14 protein-coding genes are annotated in these 23,718 nt (G+C 72.8%); 7 read left to right on the top strand and 7 right to left on the bottom strand.

The window, feature by feature from the left end; translation table 11 throughout:
- The first annotated feature begins 20 nt into the window (after positions 1 to 20).
- Together JO379_RS26940 and lysA are read left to right on the top strand one after the other, a co-directional pair.
- On the top strand, positions 21 to 410 hold the full coding sequence (locus JO379_RS26940) for an SAV_915 family protein (RefSeq protein WP_245381569.1): 390 nt from the start codon (positions 21 to 23) through the stop codon (positions 408 to 410).
- Positions 411 to 482: 72 nt separating this feature from the next.
- Complete coding sequence (gene lysA / locus JO379_RS26935; protein WP_372449113.1) at positions 483 to 1,829, top strand: diaminopimelate decarboxylase; 1,347 nt, start codon at positions 483 to 485, stop codon at positions 1,827 to 1,829.
- Between the two features lie 64 nt (positions 1,830 to 1,893).
- On the opposite strand, the gene JO379_RS26930 is transcribed toward lysA, so the two are convergent.
- A complete protein-coding gene (locus tag JO379_RS26930; RefSeq protein WP_130881566.1) occupies positions 1,894 to 3,003 on the bottom strand; it encodes a winged helix DNA-binding domain-containing protein in 1,110 nt (369 codons plus the stop codon).
- Between the two features lie 146 nt (positions 3,004 to 3,149).
- Here JO379_RS26930 and JO379_RS26925 point away from each other — a divergent pair, with 146 nt between their 5' ends.
- Both JO379_RS26925 and JO379_RS26920 read left to right on the top strand, forming a co-directional pair.
- Entirely contained in the window at positions 3,150 to 4,307 is a 1,158-nt protein-coding gene (locus JO379_RS26925; RefSeq protein ID WP_130881567.1) for a magnesium and cobalt transport protein CorA, read from the top strand.
- A 149-nt stretch (positions 4,308 to 4,456) separates the two neighbouring features.
- A complete protein-coding gene (locus tag JO379_RS26920; protein ID WP_130881568.1) occupies positions 4,457 to 5,506 on the top strand; it encodes a hemopexin repeat-containing protein in 1,050 nt (349 codons plus the stop codon).
- Between the two features lie 252 nt (positions 5,507 to 5,758).
- On the opposite strand, the gene JO379_RS26915 is transcribed toward JO379_RS26920, so the two are convergent.
- Positions 5,759 to 7,012 carry a cation:proton antiporter gene (locus JO379_RS26915; protein ID WP_209517351.1) on the bottom strand — a complete coding sequence of 418 codons (1,254 nt, stop codon included), beginning with the start codon at positions 7,010 to 7,012 and terminating at the stop codon, positions 5,759 to 5,761.
- A gap of 4 nt (positions 7,013 to 7,016) precedes the next feature.
- Complete coding sequence (locus tag JO379_RS26910) at positions 7,017 to 7,487, bottom strand: cation:proton antiporter regulatory subunit (RefSeq protein ID WP_130881961.1); 471 nt, start codon at positions 7,485 to 7,487, stop codon at positions 7,017 to 7,019.
- A 300-nt stretch (positions 7,488 to 7,787) separates the two neighbouring features.
- Between JO379_RS26910 and JO379_RS26905 the strand changes: the two genes are divergently transcribed.
- On the top strand, positions 7,788 to 9,869 hold the full coding sequence (locus JO379_RS26905; protein WP_209517349.1) for a catalase: 2,082 nt from the start codon (positions 7,788 to 7,790) through the stop codon (positions 9,867 to 9,869).
- A 48-nt stretch (positions 9,870 to 9,917) separates the two neighbouring features.
- Here the strand turns inward: JO379_RS26905 and JO379_RS26900 are convergent, their stop codons facing one another.
- The gene (locus tag JO379_RS26900; protein ID WP_209517347.1) at positions 9,918 to 10,931 is read right to left on the bottom strand and encodes an NAD-dependent epimerase/dehydratase family protein; all 1,014 of its coding nucleotides are present in this window, start codon (positions 10,929 to 10,931) and stop codon (positions 9,918 to 9,920) included.
- Entirely contained in the window at positions 10,928 to 11,863 is a 936-nt protein-coding gene (locus tag JO379_RS26895) for an alpha/beta fold hydrolase (protein ID WP_209517345.1), read from the bottom strand. The genes JO379_RS26900 and JO379_RS26895 overlap by 4 nt, the downstream gene beginning before the upstream one ends.
- A 185-nt stretch (positions 11,864 to 12,048) precedes the next feature.
- Between JO379_RS26895 and JO379_RS26890 the strand changes: the two genes are divergently transcribed.
- Entirely contained in the window at positions 12,049 to 13,737 is a 1,689-nt protein-coding gene (locus JO379_RS26890; RefSeq protein ID WP_209517343.1) for an AMP-binding protein, read from the top strand.
- A gap of 74 nt (positions 13,738 to 13,811) precedes the next feature.
- Here the strand turns inward: JO379_RS26890 and JO379_RS26885 are convergent, their stop codons facing one another.
- Positions 13,812 to 21,245: a type I polyketide synthase gene (locus JO379_RS26885; RefSeq protein WP_209517341.1), complete on the bottom strand. Its 7,434-nt coding sequence runs from the start codon at positions 21,243 to 21,245 to the stop codon at positions 13,812 to 13,814.
- A 358-nt stretch (positions 21,246 to 21,603) separates the two neighbouring features.
- Here JO379_RS26885 and JO379_RS26880 point away from each other — a divergent pair, with 358 nt between their 5' ends.
- A complete protein-coding gene (locus JO379_RS26880; protein WP_130881575.1) occupies positions 21,604 to 22,566 on the top strand; it encodes a 3-oxoacyl-ACP synthase III family protein in 963 nt (320 codons plus the stop codon).
- A gap of 36 nt (positions 22,567 to 22,602) precedes the next feature.
- Here the strand turns inward: JO379_RS26880 and JO379_RS26875 are convergent, their stop codons facing one another.
- Positions 22,603 to 23,670, bottom strand: coding sequence for a PASTA domain-containing protein (locus tag JO379_RS26875; RefSeq protein ID WP_209517338.1), 1,068 nt, complete (start codon positions 23,668 to 23,670; stop codon positions 22,603 to 22,605).
- Positions 23,671 to 23,718 lie beyond the last annotated feature (48 nt).

Raw genomic sequence — 23,718 nt, 5'->3', positions numbered from 1 at the left:
GACACCTCACGAGGATCGTCATGCACCTGAGCCGAACCCCCGCCGAAGCCGCCGCCGTCGCCGCCGTCGACAGCCCGCAGGCCGACGACGGAGAGCCTTCCGAACCGGTCCATAGCAGCCAGGCAGCGCCCCTGTACGTGCCCGTACGGCTCTGCCCCAGCGGGTACGCCCTGCGCGTCTTCCGCACTCCCCTGGGCACCCGCACAGCCGTCGCCTTCACCACCCGGCGACGGCTGTCCGACATTCTGGGCGCGGGTCACCCGTCCATCCGTCTCGCGCTGCCGGCCGTGCACGCCCTGGCGGCGCCCCTCGGCGTCGAGCTGGTCTCCGTCGACCCTCTGCTGACGGCCCCCGCCGTACGGCCCACGCCCCCGGACGCCGGCGCCCTCCTCCCGACCTTCCCCGGCTGACGGCCGCCACCGGCGACGACGCCGGTCCCGCAGGCCCCCGGTTCTCGCCCTTCGCCTCGAAGGAGGCCGTCCGTGTCCCTTCCGCTCGCCCCGATATCCCTGCCGCCGCTCCCCGAGGAGCCGACGCCCGCGCCCGTGTGGCCCGCGTCGACGCAGACCCTGCCGTCGGGCGACCTCGCCGTCGGCGGGGTGGTCCTCGCCGAACTCGCCGACCGCTTCGGCACCCCCTCCTACGTCATCGACGAGGACGAGGTGCGCACCCGGGCCCGCGCCTGGCGCACCGCGCTCCCGCACGCCGACGTCGCCTACGCCGGCAAGGCGTTCCTCACCCGTGCCATGATCCGCTGGGTCCGGGAGGAAGGCCTGTGCCTGGACGTCTGCTCCGCCGGTGAGCTGGAGCTGGCCGCGCACACCGGTTTCCCCGCCGAGCGCATCGTGCTGCACGGCAACGCCAAGAGCCCCGACGACCTGCGGACCGCGCTGCGCCTGGGCGTGGGCCGCGTCGTCCTCGACAGCACGGGCGAGATCGCGCGGCTCGCCGCCCTGATCCCGCCGGGCACCCGGCAGAAGGTGCTGGTGCGGGTCGTCCCCGGGGTGGCTGCCGGGGCGCACTCGGCCGTACGGACCGGGGTGGAGGGGCAGAAGTTCGGGCTGCCGGTCGCGGGCGGTGAGGCGGAGGACGCGGTGGCGCGGATCCTCGGCCAGCCCCGGCTCGAACTCACGGGACTGCACTGCCACCTCGGCTCGCAGATCGCCGAACTCGGCCCGTACGTCACGGCGGTGCGGCGGATCGTCCCGCTGCTCGCCCGGATCCGGGACCGGCACGGGGTGACGTTCCCGGAACTCGACCTCGGCGGCGGCTTCGCCATCGCCTACCGCGACGGCGACCCGGCGCTGGACCCCCGCGCGTACGCCGACCGGGTCGGCGGGGAACTGGCGCTCCAGTGCGCCCGCTTCGACCTTCCGGTACCCCGTCTGACCGTCGAGCCGGGCCGCTGGATCGCGGGGCCCGCGGGCGTGGCGCTCTACCGGGTGCTCGCCGTGAAGTCCACGGGCGACACGACGTTCGTGGCGGTGGACGGCGGCATGAGCGACAACCCGCGCCCCGCGCTGTACGGCGTGCGCTACACGGTCCGGCTCGTGGGCCGCGCCTCGCCCGCACCGGCCCGGGCCATGACCGTGGTGGGACGGCACTGCGAGGCGGGGGACGTCCTCGCCGAGGCGGTACCGCTGCCCGGCGACGTCCGCCCCGGCGACATCCTGGCTGTTCCGGCGTCCGGTGCGTATCACCTGTCCATGGCGTCCGCGTACAACCTCGTCGGCCGGCCGCCCGTCGCGGCGGTCTCCGGCGGGCTGGCGCGGCTGCTCGTACGGCGCGAGACGCTGGAGGACCTGCGCAGCCGCGACGTGGGGGAATGAGTGCCCCTGTCACGGGTGCCACAGGTGCCACGGGTGCCACGGGGGTCGCGTGCCGGGGTGTGTCTCAGGCGACGTCCCCGAAGCGCACCTCGTGGCGCGCTTCGGGTGCCGCCAGGGTGAGGACGCCCGCGGCCTCGGTCTCCAGGGCGGCCCGGTCCGCCTGCGACAGCCGCCCGAACGGCTCGATGACCAGCGTCGCGTCCTCCCGCGCCCGGTCCAGGCGCCACAGTCCGCCGACGCGTCCGTCCAGCAGGAACGAACGGTGGGCGCGGTTGGCGCGCCACAGGCGGCGGAGGCCGGCGGGGTCGATGACGCGGGAGCGGTCCGCGTGGGAGAGGAGGAGGTTGTCGAACTCCGGCAGGAAGCGCACGGGCGCGGGCATGTCCGCGTCGGGCAGCGGGGCGTCCGGCACGTCGAACAGCTCCACGCCGTGCTCGTCTCGGAACGTCCGCAGCCCGGGCCGCAGCCGCTCGACGACCTCGCGCAGCCGGGTCAGCCCGCACCACGTCTGCATGTCCTTGACGGAGGCGGGTCCGAACGCCGCGAGGTAGCGCTCCAGCACGCTGTCGAGGTCGGGCTCGGCGTCCGGCCCCCGGCCGAGCCAGGTCTCCACGGTCGTGTGCGCGGCCGGCCCGCTGCGCCCCCACAGGGCGCGGGGAGTGACCTGGACGAGCGGCAGCACGGACCGCGCCGCCATGGCCAGCGCCTGCGGCTCGTGCTCGGGCCACTCCTCGGCCAGCGTCCGGCCGAGGTCGTGGAAGGTGTACGGGCGCTCGGCGACGAGTGCGCGGGCGCGGCCGGCCAGCCGGTTCAGGTCCACTCCGACGAGCCGCTTGGCGAAGGAGCCCTGGAGGGCACGGTCCTGCACGGGCTGGACCACCGGCCGCAGTGTGCGGCAGTCGCGTGCGCTGACCAGGTGGATCGTGGAACGCATCAGCGCGATCCGGACGGCCTCGCGGGAGGCGAGGAGATCGGAGAGCCCTTCGGGCCGGAAATCCTCGACGCGGGCCGCGAGCGCGTAATAGGGGTCCATCGGTGACTGGGCCTGGAGGCCGACGAGGTGCTCCACGGCGTCGAGCACGGGCAGCGGGCTGCGGCGCAGCAGCAGCTGGCGCTCCAGGAAGGCACGGTTGAGGGCGCGGGTGGAGAGCACGGGGGCTGCGGCGTTCGTCATGACGTCACGCTAGAGGGGGTGGCGGACAGATACGGTCCGCATGCCTGCCGTGGGACCGATCGGCTCATGGGCCCCACCTGCCCCAGGCGTTTATTTTGATCCGTATATCCTGTTCGCGGTCCAGTGCTGAGCGAGAGGGAGCCCCCATGCCCGAGAACCCTCCGCGCCGACAGCGGCCCAGCCCGAAGAAGCACTCCTGGCTGCGGCCGACGACCGCCCGCACGGGCGGCACTCCCCCGGCGGACCGCCGGACACCGGACGCCCCGGGCCCGACGGCCGGCGAGGGCAGCGTCGTGCACGCCGCCGTCTACCGCGACGGCCACCGCGTCAGCACCCCGACGTCCCTGGCCGACACCTACCGCCGGCTGCGCGAGCAGCCCGACGCCATGGCCTGGATCGGACTGCACCGGCCGACGGAGAGCGAGCTGGTCTCGCTGGCGGGGGAATTCGATCTCCACCAGCTCGCGGTGGAAGACGCCCTCGAAGCCCACCAGCGCCCCAAGCTGGAACGTTACGGCGACACCCTCTTCGTCGTCCTGCGCGCCGCCCGCTATCTCGACGCCCCGGAAGAGGTCGACTTCGGCGAGCTGCACATCTTCGTCGGCCCCGACTTCGTGATCACCGTCCGGCACGGCGCGGCCCCGGACCTGTCGGCCGTCCGCCGCCGCATGGAGGCCACCCCCGAACTGCTGGCCCTGGGCCCGGAGGCGGTGCTCTACGCGATCCTCGACGCGGTCGTCGACGGCTACGCCCCGGTCGTCGCCGGCGTGCAGAACGACATCGACGAGATCGAGACCGAGGTCTTCGGCGGCGACCCCGCCGTCTCCCGCCGCATCTACGAACTCGCCCGCGAAATGGTGGAGTTCCAGCGCGCCACCCGCCCCCTGGTCGGCATGCTCCACGGCCTGATGGCCGGCTTCGCCAAGTACGGCACCGACGACGAACTCCAGCGCTATCTCCGCGATGTCGCCGACCACGTCACACACACCAGCGAGCGCGTCGACGGCTTCCGCTCGGCCCTGGCGGACATCCTCGCGGTGAACGCCACCCTCGTCACCCAGCAGCAGAACGCCGAAATGCGGGCGCTGGCGGAGGCGGGCTTCGAGCAGAACGAGGAGATCAAGAAGATCTCGTCGTGGGCGGCGATTCTGTTCGCACCGACGCTGGTGGGGACGATCTACGGCATGAACTTCACGCACATGCCGGAGCTGACGTGGGTGTTCGGATACCCGTTCGCGATCGCCCTGATGGCCGTCGTCTGCGTGAGCCTGTACTTCGTCTTCAAGCGGCGGGACTGGCTGTAGCCGGGGGCATGACAGCGGGAGCGGCCCTCGATCCGTGGCGGCCACGGTGTCCGAAAACGCGATCTTTCGGGGTAGATCCAGACGGGGCACGGTGAGCTTCGGCCGGTGCTCAACCAGCCCGTCTGCCCGTTTCGCTGAAGGAGGACGCCATGATCCAGGCTGCCACGAACCGGAACAACGACACGGTCTATTTCTTCCGCGGCGATCAGTACGTCGCCTACAACAACCCCGACAGCAAGATAACCAGCGGCCCCAGCAGGATCGCCGACGCCTGGCCGGGACTGGAGGACACCCAGTTCGCCTCCGACCTCGACGCGGGAGCCACCCAGAGCCCTGCCGGCCGGGCCCCCGTCGCCTACCTCTTCCGGGGCGATCAGTATCTGCGCTACGACCTGGTCAACGACCGCGTCGTCTCCGGCCCCCACGCTCTCGCCGACTGGCCGGGCCTGAAGAAGGCCGGCTTCGACCGCGACCTGGACGCAGCCGTATGGGGTGCGCACAAGACACCGCCGTTCGGCAGGGAGGTCTACCGGTTCCACTTCTTCAAGGGGGACCAGTACATCGAGTTCGACGACGACAACAACCAGCTGCTGCGCGGCCCGATGAGCATCGCGGACGCCTGGCCGGGGCTGAAGAAGGCCGGCTTCGACCGCGACCTGGACTCCGTGTTCACCACCTCGTCCTGGAGCCTGCGGGAACGCTCCCGTCAGTACCTGTACTTCACCCGGGGAGATCAGTACCTCCGGTACGACTACTACGGCAAGCAAGTACTCGAAGGCCCCGAGACCATCACGGAAGGCCTGCCGGGCCTGAAGGGCACCGAGTTCGCCACGGCGGAGTCCCTCCCCTCGCACCCCACCGTGGTCGCACACGCCGACTGCACGTTCACGTTCTCCAACCCCGGCGAGGGCGAGCCCGAGCCGTACGGCAAGATCTGGCTCAAGACCAAGAGCGGAAACGGCTTCCGGCTGTGGACCCAGGCCAACGCGAGCGTCCCCACCGTGACCACCGCATCCCTCTCCGTCGACCTGCCCTTCAGCGCCGCCGACATCACCGAAGTCTGTGCCACCGTCGACGAGTCCGACTTCGGCAACGGCGACGACTACCTGGCCCGCGGCAGCAAGCCCTTCACCGGCAACGGCACCTATACCCTCACCGCGGACGACGGCAGCGTCACCGTGAGCCTGACCATCACCTGAGCTCACCGGGACGACCGGGTGGGTTGGTGGCTCGGCGTACGGGTGACTTCGAGCTGGTGGTGTACGGCGGAGAGGACCCGGACGAAGGCCGGCCGGTGTCCTCTCCTCACCCGCATGTCCGGCACCGTGCCGCTCCGGCCCCGGCCCGCGGCCGACGTGCCGGACGGCGGCGCCGGGCTCATCCGGTAGGCCGGGCGAAGCCGGCCGTCTCCCCGTCGTGGTCGGCCGTGAGCGCCGCCCGGGCGTCCTTGCTCATGCCCGCCCGGCCGTGCCGTCGTCCACCGGCTCCAGCGACTCTTCCTTCGGCGCGGGCACCGACACCGTCCGCGACCGGCCCGCGGCCTTTCTTCGGCCTGTCGTGAAGCGCACGGCGATCGGCTCGGTGTACCGGGCGGTCAGCGGGCCGACGATCACGAGGATCAGCACGTAGGCGGTGGCGAGCGGGCCGAGCGAGGGTTCGATGCCGGCGGTGACGGCGAGCCCGGCGATGACGATGGAGAACTCGCCGCGCGCCACCAGCGTTCCGCCGGCCCGCCATCGTCCCTTGGCCGATATCCCCGCTCGCTTCGCCGCCCAGTAACCGGTGGCGATCTTCGTGCCGGCCGTGATCACGGCCAGTGCCAGGGCGGGCAGGATGACCGGCGGGATGGTCGCCGGGTCGGTGTGCAGGCCGAAGAAGACGAAGAACACCGCCGCGAACAGGTCCCGCAGCGGGCTGAGCAGATGGTGTGCGCCCTCGGCGACCTCGCCGGACAGGGCGATGCCGACCAGGAACGCGCCCACGGCGGCGGAGACCTGGAGCTGCTGGGCGATTCCGGCGACCAGCAGCGTCAGGCCCAGCACCACAAGGAGCAGCTTCTCGGGGTCGTCACTGGAGACGAACCGGGAGATGACGCGTCCGTAGCGCAGGGCGAGGAACAGCACGAGCCCCGCGACTCCCAGCGCGATGGCGAGCGTGAGGCTGCCCGCGGCCAGGCCGACGCCGGCCAGCAGCGCGGTGACGATGGGGAGATAGACCGCCATGGCCAGGTCTTCGAGGACCAGGATGCTCAGGATGACCGGGGTCTCGCGGTTGCCGAGCCGTCCGAGGTCACCCATCACTTTGGCGATGACACCGGACGAGGATATCCAGGTCACACCGGCCAGCACCACCGCTGCTACGGGTCCCCAGCCGAGCAGCAGGGCCATCGCCGCACCGGGAAGGGCGTTCAGAGCCGCATCGACCAACCCGGCCGGATACTGGGTCTTGAGGTTGGAGACCAGATCGCTGGCGGTGTACTCCAGGCCGAGCATCAGCAGGAGCAGGATCACGCCGATCTCGGCGCCGATCGCGACGAACTCCTCGCTGGAACCCAGCGGCAGCAGACCGCCCTCGCCGAAGGCGAGACCGGCCAGCAGGTACAGCGGGATGGGCGAGAAACGGAACCGTCCGGCGAGCCGGCCCAGCAGCCCGAGGCCGAGGATGATCGCGCCGAACTCGATCAGGAAGACAGCGGACGAGTGCACCGGATCACTCCCGTCCGAGTATCGCGGCGGCCGCCTCCACACCCTCGCGGGTGCCGATCACGATGAGGATGTCGCCCCCGGCCAGCCGGAAGTCCGGTGTCGGAGAGGGAATCGCGCCGGCCCGCCGCAGAACGGCCACGATCGACGCGCCGGTCTCCGTCCGCACGTGGGTCTCGCCCAGCACCCGCCCGTTCCAGTAGGAGGTGGACGACAACTCGATGCGCTCGGCGACCAGGCCGAGGTCTGTGGTGGACAGGAGGCTCGGGCTGTGGTGCGAGGGCATCAGCGCGTCGATCAGCGCTTCGGATTCACCGGCGGTCAGCCTCACCGACAGCGCGCACTCATCCGGGTCGTCCTTGCGGTAGGCGTGGAGGGTCCGTCCGCCGTCGCGCTGCGCGACCACCGACAGACGGCGGTGCTCGCGCGTAGTGAGGTCGTAACGGACCCCGATCCCGGGCAGCGGCGTACTGCTCATACGCGGAGCGGGCACGGTACGTCTCCTTCGAGGCTCGGTGAATGCAGACACCAAGGCGGGCCTTCACATCGCCGCCTTGACGATCACTTTACCCAGGCAGTAAAACGCCGCGTTCTGCACCAAATTGCCGAAGCCGGGCTTGAACGGGTCCGCCGGCCGGCGCCGCCCACGCCGTGACCGCGGCCGGACAAGACAATCACCTACTTGGCCACGTTTCTCTTTCCCTTACCGGGTCACTCGGATAGTTGCGCGTCACACCCGGGCGCCGCCGTACAGCGAGTGGAAGGAAACAAACCCCTCATGGCCGATCCGAAGCAGGAGCAGCGGGACGCCTTTCGCGCGGAGGACCCGGCGTCGGGGCCCTTGACCACCGATCAAGGCGTGGTCGTCGATCACACCGACGATTCGCTCCAGGCCGGGGAGCGCGGCCCGACGCTCATGGAGGATTTCCACTTCCGGGAGAAGATCACCCGCTTCGACCACGAGCGCATCCCGGAGCGGGTGGTGCACGCCCGCGGTGCGGGGGCGTACGGCTATTTCGAGCCGTACGCGTCGTGCGCGGAGTTCACCCGGGCGGCGTTTCTGCAGGATCCCTCCGTGCGGACCCCCGTGTTCGTGCGGTTCTCCACCGTCCAGGGGCCGCGCGGGTCCGCCGACACCGTGCGTGACGTGCGCGGCTTCGCGACGAAGTTCTATACGACCGAGGGCAACTACGACCTGGTCGGGAACAACTTTCCCGTCTTCTTCATCCAGGACGGCATCAAGTTCCCCGACTTCGTGCACGCGGTGAAGCCCGAGCCGCACAACGAGATTCCCACCGGTGCCTCCGCCCACGACACCCTCTGGGACTTCGTGTCCCTCCAGCCCGAGACGCTGCACACCATCATGTGGCTGATGTCGGACCGGGCGATCCCCCGCAGCTACCGGACGATGCAGGGGTTCGGGGTGCACACCTTCCGGTTCGTCGACGCCGCGGGCAAGGGCACCTTTGTGAAGTTCCATTGGAGGCCCCTGCTCGGGGTGCATTCCCTGGTGTGGGACGAGGCGCAGGAGACACAGGGCCGGGACCCGGACTTCAACCGGCGGGATCTGTGGGACTGCATCGAGGCCGGCAACTATCCGGAGTACGAGCTGGGGGTACAGCTGGTGCCGGAGGAGGACGAGCATTCCTTCGACTTCGACCTGCTGGACGCCACGAAGATCATTCCGGAGGAGCGGGTGCCGGTCCGGCCCATCGGCAAGATGGTCCTCAACCGCAACCCCGACAATTTCTTCGCCGAGACCGAGCAGATCGCCTTCCACACGGCGAATGTCGTGCCGGGCATCGACTTCACCAACGACCCGCTGCTCCAGGCCCGGAACTTCTCCTACCTGGACACCCAGCTCCTGCGCCTCGGCGGCCCGAACTTCTCCCAGATCCCGGTCAACCGGCCCGTCGCGCCGGTGCGCACCAATCAGCGCGACGGCTTCCACCAGAACCAGATCCACCGGGGCACCAGCTACAGCCCCAACTCGCTGGGCGGCGGCTGCCCGGCGCTCGCCGATCCGGACTCCCCCGCCTTCCGGCACCTGACCGAACGCGTCGACGGCCAGAAGATCCGTCGGCGCAGTCCCAGCTTCGACGACCACTACACCCAGCCGGCGATGTTCTGGCACAGCATGTCCGCCTGGGAGCAGAAGCACATCGTCGACGCGTTCCGCTTCGAGTTGGGCAAGGTCGGGGCGCGAGCCGTGCGCGAGCGCACCGTCGAGCAGCTCGCGCGGGTGGACCACGAGCTCGCGGTGGCGGTCGCCCAGGGTGTCGGTGTCGCCGAGCCACGGCGGCAGGAGACCCCGCGGCCCACCCCGTCGCCGGCGCTGAGCCTGGAGAACAACAAGGGCGACGGTTCGATCAGCACCCGGCAGGTCGCGGTGCTGGTCTCCGACGGTGTGGACGCCGGACACGCACGGGCGGTGCGGGACGCGCTGACCGAAGGTGGTGCGATCGTGGAGTTCATCGCGCCGCGCGACGGTGAGGTGCGGGCCGCCGACGGTGCCCTCGCGGTGGACCGGGCGCTGCCGACGGTCGCCTCGGTGCTCTACGACGCCGTGGTGCTGCCCGGAAACGGCCTGGGTGCGGGCGACCCCGTCTCCGACGACCTCGCGCGGCGGTTCGTACGCGGCGCCTACCGGCACGGCAAACCGATCGGCGCGCTCGGCGCGTCCGTGGCGGAGCTGGCCGCGCTGCTGCCCGACAGCGTCCGCACGGCCGGTGCCGACGGCGCCCCGGCCGTCGATCAGGGGGTGGTCACCGCCGATGCCGTGAGCGACGACTTCCTGCGGGCCGTCGCCGAGTCCATCGGCGCGCACCGGCACTGGGAACGGACACCGTTGAGCGGCTGACGTGCCCTGCCTCCTGCCGAGCCCTCGTCCTCATGAGGGCGAGCGACGTCATGAGGGCGAGCGACGCCTCCTCGCCAACTCCTCCATTCCCTCGGTGAAGCCGACCAGCGGTACGAAGCCCAGGTCCCGCCGGGCGGCCGTGAGGTCGAACCAGTGCGGATGGAGCAGTTCGGCCACCAGGAAGCGGCTCGGTTGCCGGGTGCCGCCGCTGCCCGTGAGGCGGGCGGCCGCGTCGCGGGCCGCCGCCGCGGCGTAGGCCGGGCGGGCGGGCAGGGAGCGCCATGCCGCGTGGATTCCGGTGGCCGCGAGGAGGCGGGTGGCGAAGACCCGTAGCGGGCGGGGGTCGCCCTGGGTGATGAAGTAGGCGCGGCCGTCGACGGGCTGCCGTCGGTGGAGGCGGTCGAGGGCGAGGAGGTGGGCGTGGGCGGCGGTACGCAGGTGGGTGGTGTCGATGAGGTTGGTGCCGTCTCCGGGCACGAGGAGACGCCCGGCGTGGACCGCGCGCGCCAGGGCGGGGGCGAAATGGGGATCGCCCGGACCCCAGATGATGTGCGGGCGCAGGGAGCAGGTGGCCGGGGCGGGTCCGTTGGCGGCGAGGACGAGTTGTTCGGCGCGGGCCTTGGACCGGGGATAGGCCGCCAGGTGCCGGTCGGGGTAGGGGACGGTTTCGTCGGCGTTCTCCAGGCCGCCCGGGTGGAAGGCGACGCTGGCGGTCGAGGTGTGGACGAGGGTGCGCACGGCGTGGGCGCGGCACTGTCCGAGGACGGTGCGGGTGCCGTGGACGTTGGTCGTCCAGTAGGGGCGCAGCGGGCCGCTGACTCCCGCGAGGGCGGCGCAGTGGATGACGGCGTCACAGCCGGCGACGGCCCGGGAGACGGCGGCCGGGTCGGCGAGGTCGCCCTGGTGCTGGCGGACACCGAGCCGGGCCAGGTCGGCGCTCGGGCGGCGGCTGAAGGAGTGGGTCTCGGTGCCGCGCGCGACGAGCATGCGGCAGATCTCGGCGCCGAGGAAGCCGCTGCCACCGGTGACCAGGACCCTCGACGGCCCTTCCTGTGTACTCATCCCGAGGTCGTCTCCGCGTCCGAGGGCGTCGTGGCGAGGAATTCCCGGATCGCCGGGACGAGTTCGGCGCGCGCGTCCTCCAGCACGTAGTGGCCGGCCTCCGGGTAGCGGAGCACCCGGGCGTGCGGGAAGCGGCGTTGCCACGCGTCGGCGAGCGGCGGTCGCAGGACGGGGTCGCGCATGCCCCAGCCGACCAGGATCGGTACCTGTTCCAGTGCGGGCAGCATCCGCTCCACGACGGCCAGCAGGGACCAGCCGGGATCGGCGCGGGTGACGGGGACGTCCTGGATGAAGCGGGCCAGGGCGGCACGGTCGCGGCGGTGGCGGTACGGCGCGGTGAAGGCGCGGCGGACCTCGGCGGGCATCGGGCCGGTGACCCCCAGCCGGGCGGCCCCGTAGGCCCAGGCCGGGGTGTGGTGCGCCGCCAGGGCGCTGACGGCGCGCAGCCGCAGCAGCCGGAACCACCACGGCGGAAGGCCCTGCTCGGGGAAGCGGAACACGGCGGTGTTCAGCACGACGACCCGGTCCACCTTCTCCGCGTTCAGGCAGGCCCAGGCCAGCGCGATGGGTCCGCCCCAGTCGTGGGCCACCACCGTCCACCCGCGGTCCGGTGCCCGGTGCTCGTCCACCAGGTGGCGGACCAGGTCGTCGAGTGCGGCGATCTGATACCCGGCGAGCAGGCGGGGCAGGGGGGTGGAAGGGCGCCCGGACAGGCCCATGCCGAGCAGGTCGGGGACGACGCACCGGTAGGCGTCACTCAGGCCCGTCACCAGATGACGCCAGACATAGCTCCAGGCCGGGTTGCCGTGCACCATCAGCACCGGCGGCCCGCTGCCCTCGTCCAGATAGTGCTGACGGGCTTCGGCGTGCTCGAACCACCGTGATGTGAAGGGGTATTCGGGCCAGTGGGGGCGGTCCGTCGCTGTGCGCACAGGGGGCCTTTCGCGATACGGCTTCTCGACGTCCGGACGTTCGGCGGCTGCCGCCGCAGCGCGCCCTCCCGGCGCGGGCTCCTCCTTCGCCGGGGACACCCCGAATCACTCATATAGGTGATGCCGACGCGGCGGCGCCGTCCGCATGCTGGTAGGGCCGGTCGGCGCACCGCCTGCCCGTCACCGTGCCGGCTTCGCTGCGGGCCGCTCAGGGCCGTGACCGCTTCGCACCGGAGGTGTCCGCCGTGGCCCCGCTGGCCCGTACCGTCCTGCGAGCCCTGCTGGAGGCGCCCGAGGGCGTCTGCCTGCGTTACCCGGAGGGCCGGCGGGGTTTCGCGGCGCTCACCAACGGCGACGCCGCCGCGCTGAGCCTGTCGACCGCGGCGGCCCTGGCCCGCGCCGGGATCCGTCCCGGGCACCGCGTGGCCGTGCTGACCCGTGACCCGGTGGAGCTGGGCATCTGTGTGCTGACGTTGACCGGCATGGGCGCCGTCCCGGTCCTCGTCGACGGGTCCCTGCCGCTGCCCACGATGGGCCGGTGTCTGGCGGCCGCGGCGCCGGACGCCCTGCTGGCCGAGCCGCTGGCCCACCTCGCCGGTCTCGTGCTGGGCTGGGGCGGGGGCAGCGTCCGCCGCCGGGTGGTGGCCGGACCGGTGCTCTGGCCGGGCCGGACCCTGGGACGGCTGCGGCGTGCCGTCTCTCCTTGGCGGGCCCTGCCCGGCTCCCGGGACGACGCCCCCGCGATGGTTTTGTTCACCTCGGGCGCGACGGGGCCGCCCAAGGGGGTCGTCTACCGGCACGGCGCCTTCCGGGCGCAACTGCGGATGCTTCCGTGGGCGTTGGACCTGGCCGGGGAGACGGTGGTGGCCGCGTTCGTGCCGGCCGCGGTGCTCGGGCCGCTGACCGGTGCCACCACGGTGGTCCCCCGCCTCGATCTGACCCGGCCCAGCCGGGTCCGCCCGCGCGCCCTGGTGCACGCCGTGAACGACACCGGGGCCGGTGTGCTCATGGGGTCGCCCGCGATCCTGGACCGGCTGGCCCGTCACTGCCTCCGCACGCTCACTCCCCTGCCGACCCTCCGCCACGTCGTGACCTTCGGCGCCTCCCTGCCCTACGCGGCCCTCGACCGCCTGCGGGTGTGCCTGTCCGCCGCCGCGACCGTGCACAGCGTCTACGGCGCCACCGAGGCCCTGCCGGTCAGCAGCATCGACCACCGGGAACTGCTCGCGCTGCGCTCCGCCACCGCCCGGGGGCAGGGCGTGTGCCTGGGGCGTCCCGTGCCGGGCGTCACCGTTCGCGTCCTGCCCCTGGACGCGGCGCCCTTCGAGCGGCTCACCGGTGCGCCGCCCCCCGGCACCGTCGGAGAACTGGCCGTCACCGGCCCCAACGTCAGCTCCGCCTACCTGGATCCGGCGGCCACTTTGACGGCGAAGCTGTACGGAGCGGACGGCGTCGTCGTGCACCGCATGGGTGACGTCGGCCGGCTGGACGAGGAGGGGCGCATCTGGTTCTACGGGCGCCTCGCCCACCGGGTGCGCACCAGGGAGGGTGATGTGTTCACCGAGCAGGTCGAGCCCGCCCTCGACGCGGTGCCCGGTGTGCGGCGCACCGCGCTGGTCGGCGTCGGGCCGGCCACCGCGCGACGCCCGGTGGTCGTCGTGGAGACGGAGCCTGGGACGCCGCGCTCGGCCCGCGCGACGGTGCGCCGTGGAATCCAGGAGGCCCTGGAAGGCCTGGAGCGGCCGGTGACCGGTGCGGTGCCCGTGCTGTTCCATCGCTCGCTGCCGGTGGACCACCGCCACGGTGCGAAGATCGACCGGGCGCGGCTGGCCTCCTGGGCCGCCGGTCGGCTCACCACGTCGGCCCGCGGCTGAGCGCGACGGGCCCGGCGTCCCCCGCGGTACGGCGTCGGCCGGCGTCAGCGCGCACGGCAGTCGCCGTGGCCCCGTCACGGCGCCGGTGACGCGTTGGACGGCTGCGGCCGGTGGTCCGGATGGATGCCCAGGCGGTCGTGGATCAGCCGGGCGAAGTGGGTCAGGGTGCGTCCGCTGCCCATGAGTTCGCTGGGCGGGATGTGGATGTCGAAGTATTCACGGGCGTGAAGGATGAACTCGGCTCCCATGAGGGAGTCCAGACCGAACTCCTCCAGGGGGCGGCCCGGGTCCAGTTCGGAGGGTTCGGTGTGCAGGACGGTGGCGAGATGCCGGGCCAGGATGTCGGTGATGGCGCGCACCGCGTCCTCGGGGGTCATCGCCGTGAGGGAGCGCAGCAGTTCCTCACGGGTGTCGTCCAGGCCCCCGGCGTCCTTGGGGACGAGGCCGGCGTAGCGGGGGCCGGCGAGGAGCGGGAGGAGGCGGCGGGCGCGGCCCCAGCGGTAGCGGCCGATACCGGCGACGGCGGTGTCCGCGGCGATGAGGGGCTCGGCCGCGGTGAACGCCTCGGCGGGAGCGAGGGGTTCGAAGCCGATGCCGGTCATGGTGGCCGTCAGGTTGTTGCGGGCGACGTATCCGGTCGCGGCGATGGGGCCCCAGGCGATCGCGGTGGCGGTCCGTCCGGCGTGCCGGCGGGCGCGTACCAGGGCCTCCAGGTAGGTGTTCCCGGCGACGTACGGGGCCTGGGCGAGGTTGCCGGTGGTCGCGGTGACCGAGGAGTACAGCAGGAAGAGGTCGAGGTCGTGCCCGGCGGTGAGCCGGTCGAGGACGTCCGCGCCGGCGGCCTTGGGGGCCAGGACGGCGGCGAAGCGTTCGTCGGTGAGGTCGGCCAGCGGAGCGTCGTCCAGGTGCATGGCGCAATGGACCACGCCGCGCAGCGGGTGCGCGGTGGCGTCCACGGCGGCGATCACCTCCCGCATCGCCGCCTCGTCGGTGACGTCGGCGGCGTACGGGATGGCCCGCACCCCGCGCCCTGCGAGCCGTTCGAGAACGGCGGCCGCCTCGGGGGCTTCGCTTCCGCGCCGGCTGACCAGGGCCAGGTGGCGGGCGCCCCGGTCGGCGAGCCACTCGGCGGTGGCCGCGCCGAATCCACCGAGGCCGCCGGTGACCAGGTACGTGCCCTCGGGGTCCGGCGACAGGGCACCGGGCAGGGGCTCCACGGGCACGGGCTCGTCCAGCGGGTCGAAGGAGACGACGACCTTCCCTGTGTGGCGGGAGTGCTGCAGCAGCCGGAACGCCTCGTCCACCCGGGCGGCGGGATGGACCGCGTGCGGGAGCGGACGGTACTGACCGGAGGCCACCCGTGTCGTCGTTTCGTGCATCAGTCGAGGGCCGCGCACCGGGTCGTAGACCATGCTGTCGAGATTGAACCCGAGGAAGGTGATGCTGCGGTGGAAGGGGCGCAGCAGCAGGGGGTTGTTGAAGAAGATGTCGCGCTTGCCGAGCTCGATGAAACGGCCGTTGGGGCGGAGCAGGTCCAGACTGCGGGCGATGGCCTCCCCACTGAGGGAGTTGACGACGATGTCGACGCCCTCTCCCTGCGTCAGCTCGAGGATCCGGGGGGCGAAGTCGAGGGTGCGGGAGTCCAGGGCGTGGGCGACGCCGAGGGTGCGCAGCAGGTCGCGTTTGGTCCCGGTGCCCGCGGTGGCGATCACGCGCAGGCCCAGGGCACGCGCGCACTGGATCACGGCCAGGCCGACGGCTCCGGCGCCGCCGTGCACCAGCACCGTCTCGCCGGGGAGCGGCCGGGCTTCGTCGACGAGGGTGTGGTGGACGGTGGAGAAGACCACCGGGAAGGTCGCCGCCTCGGCGTAGGTCATGTCGTCGAGCATCGGGCAGACGGCGAAAGCGGGCATGAGGGCATGGGAGGCGAGGGTCCCGGCCATCAGTCCGCAGACCCGGTCGCCGACGGTGAATCCCATGACACCGGGGCCGACGGCGGCGATGACACCCGCCCCGTCGGTGCCCAGCAGCCGGCTGAGCGGGGTGCCCTCGACGGCCTCGGGCGGCAGCAGCCCGTTGGCGCGCATCGGATCGCGGTAGTTCAGTGCGGCGGCCCGCATCTCCACCAGTACCTCGCCCGGGCCCGGGCGGAGCGGCTCGGTCTGCCGCCATACGAGCCGGCGGGAGAGCCCGGGGTTGCGCACGTCGAGGGTGAACAACGAGCGGGCGGTGTCGGTGGCGGGCTGATCGGCCGGGCGCTGCGTCTCGCGGGGTACGAACCGGCCGCCCCGGGTGAGCACGATTTCGTCCTCGTCGGTGGGCGCCAGGAGTTCGTGGGCCAGCCGGAGGGCGTCGGTGGCCGGGTCACCGGACGGGTCCAGGGAGATCCGTCGCACAGGGAGGTCGGGCCGTTCGTTGGCCAGGGTGCGGGCGGCGCCCCAGACGGCGGCGTCGGCGGGGTGGGCGGGGCGCTCCGGGGCGGGGAAAAGGCCGCTGGGGCGGGTGACCAGCCACAGTGCGGGCCGGGTGGTCCCCGGCCGGTCGGCGCAGGCGGCGGCCAGGGACTTCAGGACGGCGGCCCGGCGCGTCGTCAGGGAGACGACGTCGTCTGCCGTTCCGGCGGGGCTGTCCGGGGGCCGGTGCTCGCCGCCGCCCAGGAGAAGGACGACACCGGCGGTGTCGGCGGGCAGCGCGGCGGCGCAGGCCGACGGCTCACCGGTGGCGGTGACGATGATGGTGGTGTCGGTGCCGCCCAGCAGGCCGGACAGTGCTTGCGCGGTCGGTACCCCGCCGGGTGTCTCGGTGACGACGACCCAGGCGGCGCCCGGGGCCTGGGAGGGCGGGGCCGCTGCGGGCGGGTCGGGCTCGCCGGCCGGGAGACGGTCGGCGGCGGCCAGGAGGACGGAGCGGTCGTCGGTGCCCGTCTGTACGGTGCCGGTGAAGCCGCACTCTCCCAGGAGCGCCGGCCACCGGTCCCGGTCCATCAGCACCGTCTCCGGGCGCAGCGTGTGGTCGTGGCGCTGCCAGAATGCCTCGGTGCCGCCGAGCAGGAGGCCCAGCCGCTGGGGCTGATGCGATTCGACGGCGAGCAGGTGCCCGCCGGGGGCGAGCAGGGTGCGGACGCGGCGCAGGGCGGCGGCCAGATCGGCGGCGGTGTGCAGGGCGTCGTCGGCGACGACCAGGTCGAACCCGCCGTCGCACAAGCCCTGGGTCTGCGGATCGGTGTCCAGGTCGAGGGTCCGGTACTCGACGAAGTCGTGGGCGGCGAAGCGGTGTCCGGCACCGGCGAATCCGGCACCCGAGCCGTCGGTGCAGGTGTAGCGGGTGCGGTCGGCCGGCAGCAGCGGCAGCAGGGCGGCGGTGAGGGCATGGGTCTTGGCGCCGAGCTCCAGCACGCGCAGGGGGCGGTCCTCGGGCCAGCGGCGGACGATCTCGCGGACCAGGGCCCCCATGACCCGGTGGGTGAAGCGACGGTCGGGCGCGGCCTCGTACAGCTGCTCGTACGCGGTGTCGCCGTCCGGCAGGGCTTCTCGCGCTTCCGCCGCGTCGCGCAGAACGGCCGGCAGGTGCCGCAGGTGCGCGTTGAGGTGGGTGGTCTCGGTGATGAAAGCCGGGTGGTCCTCCACCAGGGCCCGCAGCAGCGTCTCGTGGCGGGGCTCGTCGCCGGTCAGCCGCCAGCGGCCGTCGTCGTCGGGCCGGGCCAGCCCGTGGCGGGCCATGAGCGGGAGCATCAGCCGTATCAGCCGCCGGTGGCGGGGCTGGAGCCCCCCGGCCACGAGGTCGGAGAGGCTGAACGCGGCGGCCCGGTCCGGGACCAGGCCGGCCACGGCGAAGGCCCAGCAGTGGGCGGCGCTCTCGTCGACGGCGGCCGTGAAGCGGTCGTGGCCGGTCTCCCGCAGGGCATCGTGGGCCCGCGTGATCCTCTCCTGTGCGGCGGCCGCCAGCTCGGTGGGCGGGGGCAGCGGTGAGGGGGCGGCCGGGAGCGCCGGGTGCGGCGCGGCGCGCAGGACCGTGTGCTGGACGGTCAGGGGGGTGCGGCGGGTGTTGTGCGCGCGCCGGCTGCGGAAGCCGTCGATCTCCGCGGTGACGGTGCCGTCCTCGTCGGCGTAGGTGACGTCCCAGCAGAATTCCGTCTCGGTGTGACTGCGCCGGCGCAGGTGCATGAGGCCGGTGGGGGCGGGGGTGCGCCACACCCGCACCGAGTCGAACATGACGGGCAGATAGGCATGACCGTCGTGCATGTGCTGTTCCACGAGGGCGACGGTGGCCTGGAAGGGGCCGTCCAGCAGGACCGGGTGGACCGTGTACGCGTCGCTCGGGTCATCGTGCCGGTAGGAGGCCAGCAGCTCGTCCTCGCCGACGCGCAGCTCGCGCAGCAGTTGGAAACAGGGTCCGACGTCGAGGTCGAAGCGGTGGCATGTCCGGTAGAAGTCCGGGCCGTCGACCGTACGGGGGCAGCGTGCCCGCACGGCTTCGGAGTCGAGGGGCGGAGAGGCCGTGCCGAGCAGGGTGCGGACCTCGGCGCGCACGACCGTATGGCATTCGGTCCCGCGTCCTTCGCTGTTGCTGATGGTCAGCGCGCCGTCCTCCGGTGTGACGGAGGTCTGCAGCCGGGCGCTGCCCGGGTCGGGCCAGGCGAGCGGGAGGGGGCTGCCGATGCCCAGGTGCCGCACCTCCACGGGCCGGTTCAGCGCCCGTCGTCCGGCGGACAGTGCCATCTCGACGTACGCGGCGGCGGGCATCAGCACCGCCCCGGCGATCTTGTGATCTCCCAGCCAGGGCACCAGCTGGGGCTCGATGGCGCCCTCCCACAACGCGTGCGGGGCGGGGAGGCGTTCGCCCAGCAGGGGGTGGTCGAGCCGGCCGGTGCCGCTGGTGCGGACCACCAGGTCGTGCGGGGTGCCGAGCCAGTGCCGCTCGCGCTGCCAGGGATAGGCCGGGAGATCGGTCACCCGGCCGGGGTGGGGGAAGTGGGTCGCCCAGTCGACGGAGGCACCGGCCGCGAGCAGCGCGGCGACGGCGGCGGCCGTCTCGCGGGGGCCGTCGCCGTCGCGGTGGAGGGTGGGAACGTAGACGGCATCGGTGCGCTTGAGGTACGGACGCAGCACCGGGTGGGGCCCGATCTCGACGAGGATGCCCGCGTGCTCGGCGAGGACGTGGGCGACGGCATCCTGGAAGCGGACCGGTTCGCGGACGTTGCGCCACCAGTAGTCGGCCGTCAGTCCCTCGCCGGCGAACGCCCTGCCGGTGACGGTGGAGACGAAGGGGACGCGGGCGGTGCTGGGCTCCAGCCCTGCCAGGGCGGTCCGTAGCGGGTCCGCGAGGGGGTCCATGGCGCGGCTGTGGAAGGCGTAGTCGAGTCCGAGGTCGCGGAAGAAGACGCCCCGGGCCTCCAGTTGTGCGCCGAGGGCGGCCAGGGCCTGCGGTTCGCCGGCGACGGTGACGCTTCGCTCGTCATTGATTCCGGCGATCTCCAGGGCGTCGGCGTGCGGGGCGAGTTCCTCGCGGGCGGCTTGCTCGGGCAGTCCGACGGCGGCCATCCGGCCGGTGCCCGCGGTGGTGCCCTGGGCGCGGCTGCGTTCGGCGATCACCCTGGCGGCCTGTTCGAGGGTCAGCGCCCCCGCGGCATGGGCGGCCGCCACTTCGCCGACGCTGTGCCCGACGACGGCCGCCGGGCGCAGTCCGCCCGCCGCCAGCAGGGCGACGAGGCCCACTTGGACGGCGAACAGGGCGGGTTGGGCGGTTTCGGTCCGCTCCCAGCGGGGTGGGTGGGGCTGGGCCAGCTCCTTCGCCACCGACCATCCCAGGTGCGGGGTCAGCGCGGCGTCGGCCTGTTCGACGGCGGTGCGGAAGACCGGCTCGGCGTCCAGGAGATCGGCTGCCATGCCGGGCCACTGGGAGGCGTTGCCCGAGAAGACGTACGCCACCGTGTCCCGCTCGGCCTTGCGGGCCGTGGCCCCGTGGGTGGGTGCGCCGGCGACGATCCCTTCCAGCCGGTCGGCGGCTTCGGCCGGCCCGCCGGCCAGGACGGCCGCGCGGTGCGGGTGGGCGCTGCGGCGCCGGGTGGTGGTGTGGGCCAGGTCGTAGAACTCCTCGGGCGCCGATTCCCGGAGCCGTGCGGAGACGCGCGCGGCCAGTTCCCGCAAGGCCCCGGCCGAGCGCGCGGAGATCAGCACGGGGACCGTGCCGCCGTCGTGGTCCGCCCTGGGTGGCGGGGCCGGTGGCGTGGTGAGGATGACGTGGGCGTTGGCTCCGCCGAACCCGAAGGAGTTCGCTCCGACCGCCGCCCCGGCCGGGCGCGGGAGCTCGACCGGTTCGACGGTGGGCGCGAGGCCCAGGCCGGCGAAGTCGATGCCGGGATTGAGCGGCAGGGCGTGCAGCGTGGCCGGGGCCACGCCGTGCCGCAGGACCAGCAGGGCCTTCAGCAGGCTCGCCATCCCGGAGGCCGGTTCCAGATGGCCCAGGTTGGACTTGACGGAGCCGACGGGCAGCGGCCCCACGGTCCGGCGCTGTCCCAGGGCCCGGCCGATCGCCTGCGCTTCGGCCGGGTCGCCGGCGAGCGTTCCGGTGCCGTGTGCCTCGAAGTAGACCAGCTCGTCGGGGTCCACCCCGGCCCGCGCGTAGACCGTGCGCAGCAGTGCTTCCTGGGCCTCGGGGCTGGGCAGGGCCAGGCCGTGGGTGCGGCCGTCGCAGTTGGTCGCGGTGCCGGCGATGACCGCGTGGATCCGGTCGCCGTCGGCCAGCGCGTCGGCCAGCCGCTTGAGGACGACCACGCCTCCGCCCTCGGCCCGTACGAAGCCGTCGGCGTCGGCGGAGAAGGCGGCGCACCGCCCGCGCGCCGAGAGCATGCCCGCGTGCGAGAACCCGCTGAAGGAGAAGGGGTTTCCCAGGACGTTGACGCCGCCGACGAGGGCGGTGCGGCTCGTGCCGTCCAGCACGGCCCGGCAGGCGCGGTCGAGCGCCACCAGGGCGGAGGAGCAGGCGGTGTCGATCGCCATGCTGGGGCCGCGCAGATCGAAGCAGTACGACAGGCGGTTCGCCGCGATCGACAGGGTGGAGCCGCTCATCATGTAGGGGTTGGTGTACTGCTCGACGGTCCCCTGGACCAGGCCGTAGAACGGGTCGGAGATCCCGACGAAGACACAGGTGTCCGACCCGGCCAGCGACTCGGCGGGCATCCCGGCGTCGTCCAGCGCCTCGGCGGCCAGTTCCAGCAGCAGCCGCTGCTGCGGGTCCATGGCCTCGGCCTCTTTCGGGGCGATACCGAAATAGGCGGCGTCGAAGGAGGCCACGTCGTCGAGGAAGCCCCCGGCCGCCGTGTAGCTCCGGCAGGGACGCAGGGCGCCCGCGTCGACGAAACGGGCCTTGTCGAACCGGTCCGCCGGGATCTCGCCGACCGCGTCCCGGCCCTCGCGCAGGGCCGACCACAATCCGGCCAGGTCCGAGATCCCTCCGGGCAGCCGGCAACCAGCGCCCACGACGGCCATCGCACGGTCGTTCGGCTCCATCCTCGGCCCCCGTCCGGAGTTCACCCGCAGTCTGGATCCCTATGCGTACCCGGCCCGAAATCCGGCTAAGTGATTATTGACCCTTTCGAGTTAACTCGCTTCATTTTTCCGGAAGTTCATATTCCGTGACGGCTCTCAGACGCCACTGCGGGCGCCCCGTGCCCCCCGCGCCTCTCGGGCTTCTCGCACAGCCGATCGCATGAGCGCCCGGGCCGTGGCGTGACGGTGCGCCGAACGCAGAAATCTCGTGAAGGATCGTCTGATATCGGCCCCTGCTCGCTACGCTGATCCGGTGAACACGCCCTGTCGTGCCCGACTGGTAGCGACTGCCGTGCACCTTCCGCCTCAGTACCGGACCATGGAGCAGACCCGGGCCGCCATCGCCGCGGCGCACAGTCCGTTCGTGCCGCCGCCCGGCCTGCTGGAGGACATCACCGGCGTGCGCGGCGTGCACGTCAAATACGACGACGAGCAGGCATCCGACCTCGCGGTGGCAGCCGCGGCCAAGGCGCTGGACATGGCGGGAACGGGGATCGGCGACATCGATCTGCTGCTGTTCGCCTCCAGCGGTCAGGACCTGGTCGAACCCGCCACTGCCCACATCGTGGCCGCCAAACTCGGCGCCTGCTGCCCGGTGTTCGACGTGAAGAACGCCTGCAACAGCGTGCTCAACGCCCTGGAGACGGCCGCGGCCTTCATCGAGACCGGCCGGTACCGCACGGTCCTGATCGCCTGCGGGGAGACCACGACGCTCACGGCCCGCTGGCACGTGCCCGATCACGACACATTCATGCGCCATCTGCCCGGCTACACCGTTTCCGATGCCGGGGCCGCCCTCCTTCTGACCGCCGGCCCGGCGGGCCCGGACGATCCCGGGGTGCTCCGCACGGTCTTCGCGTCCGACTCCTCCGCCTGGGAAGCGTGCACCGTCGCGGCGGGCGGTTCGATGCACCCGCGCTCCACGCACGACGACCATGTGTGCCTCCGGCTCAACGGCGACGAGCTGTTCCGGAGCGGTCGCGACATGGCCCGGCTCATCCTGGAATACGCGCAGGAAGAAGTGGCGCTGATGCGGGCCAGCGCCTTCGTCGCCGTCCACCAGATCTCCATGCCGCAGTTCCACGAGGCCTGCGGCGCGCTCGGCCTGCCGGTGAACCGGTTCCAGGCCACGGTCGACAAGTACGGCAACGCGGCGTCCGCGTCCCTGCCCTTGCAACTCGTCCTGGCGCAGCAGTGCGAGCGCGTCATGCCGGGGGACACGGTCGCCCTCGTCGGACTGGCCAGCGGGTTCAGCATCGGACTCGCGCTGATCCGGCTGTGACGCTTCAGGCCCTGCGACCGGCTCCGCGTCAGCGTGTCAGCACCAGCGGGTGTGGCGGCAGACGCTCCAGCCGCCACCCCGGGAGCCTCCCGAACTCCCCGACGAACCGCCGGCGCCACCGGAATCGCCCAAGCGGGGAATCCCGTCCGGGAACCTGGTGTCGCGGTCGCGGTCGTCGGGGAAGGGGTCGCGGTAGTCCGGATCGCGGTCGCCGTCCCGGTCCGGGAGGTCCGCGGTGGTGCCCCTCCCCCGGTCCGGTTCCGGGCAGCCGTTGTCGCGGGACGACAGATAGAGCGTCACCCTGGTGTCGCCCGTGACCTTCTCGTCCTTGGCCGGGTCGTGCGCGCACACCCGCCAGTCGTCGTACCCGCCCTCGTCGGGCAGCGTGTCGTTGCGGTACGCCTTCCGCGCCTCGACGCGGTCGGCGGGCACCCCCAGGGCGACGACCTCCGCGCGGGCCGTCCGCCATGTCTTCCACACCAGCCCGGGCATCGTGGGCCACGGGATGGGCAGGCCGTCCTCCTTCGGGCAGGGGGCGCCCTTGGGCACGACACCGAAGTCGAGCGCCGGGCGGGTGCCGGTCCGTCCCGGGGCCTGGAAACAGACCGTCCACAGCGAGCGGCCCCGGACGAACTTGTCCTTCTCCGAAGCGTCGTGGGACAGGACGAGGAATCCGGCCTTCCTGGCTTTTCCGTAGGCGACGTCCAGGTTCTGACCGCGGTAGTCGGCAGCCGGCGGTGTCGTCGCGGCCGGGCTGGGCGTCACACCGCGGGGCCGTTTGACGTCGGCTGACTTCGCTTCCGCCACGGTGTCCCGCGCGGCCTCCTCCGGCGGGTCGGGCTGGACCGCGCCCAGCAGGCCCATGGCGGCGACCGACGCCGCGATCCTCCCGGCCTTCGGCCACGAATTGCCCCACCACAGCAGGACCAGCGCGACGATCAGCACGACCCCGCCCACCCGGGGCTCCACCAGGCCGAGCAGCGGCACGGCGGCGACGCAGCCGACCCGGGCCCGGTTCGTCCGCCACCAGCGGCGCGGGGGCGTGCCGTCCGGGGTGCCGGGAGGGTCGGACGGTGCCGGGGCGGGGTGGTGCGGGGCAGGCATGGCGGTGGCCTTCGGTTCGTACGGCGGTGCGGGCGCATCGTACCCAGC

This window comes from Streptomyces syringium (genome assembly GCF_017876625.1).
Classification (GTDB): Bacteria; Actinomycetota; Actinomycetes; order Streptomycetales; family Streptomycetaceae; genus Streptomyces; species Streptomyces syringius.
The sequence above is the reverse complement of the archived record's forward strand: the minus strand, read 5'-3'. Positions and strand labels throughout refer to the sequence as shown.

Coding starts and splice junctions, on each gene's coding strand:
- JO379_RS26900 (WP_209517347.1), bottom strand. CDS start 10,931: ATGAGTACACAGGAAGGGCCGTCGAGGGTCCTGGTCACCGGTGGCAGC.
- JO379_RS26885 (WP_209517341.1), bottom strand. CDS start 21,245: ATGGAGCCGAACGACCGTGCGATGGCCGTCGTGGGCGCTGGTTGCCGG.
- JO379_RS26925 (WP_130881567.1), top strand. CDS start 3,150: ATGCCCGAGAACCCTCCGCGCCGACAGCGGCCCAGCCCGAAGAAGCAC.
- JO379_RS26920 (WP_130881568.1), top strand. CDS start 4,457: ATGATCCAGGCTGCCACGAACCGGAACAACGACACGGTCTATTTCTTC.
- JO379_RS26910 (WP_130881961.1), bottom strand. CDS start 7,487: ATGAGCAGTACGCCGCTGCCCGGGATCGGGGTCCGTTACGACCTCACT.
- JO379_RS26875 (WP_209517338.1), bottom strand. CDS start 23,670: ATGCCTGCCCCGCACCACCCCGCCCCGGCACCGTCCGACCCTCCCGGC.
- JO379_RS26940 (WP_245381569.1), top strand. CDS start 21: ATGCACCTGAGCCGAACCCCCGCCGAAGCCGCCGCCGTCGCCGCCGTC.
- JO379_RS26930 (WP_130881566.1), bottom strand. CDS start 3,003: ATGACGAACGCCGCAGCCCCCGTGCTCTCCACCCGCGCCCTCAACCGT.
- JO379_RS26905 (WP_209517349.1), top strand. CDS start 7,788: ATGGCCGATCCGAAGCAGGAGCAGCGGGACGCCTTTCGCGCGGAGGAC.
- JO379_RS26880 (WP_130881575.1), top strand. CDS start 21,604: ATGGAGCAGACCCGGGCCGCCATCGCCGCGGCGCACAGTCCGTTCGTG.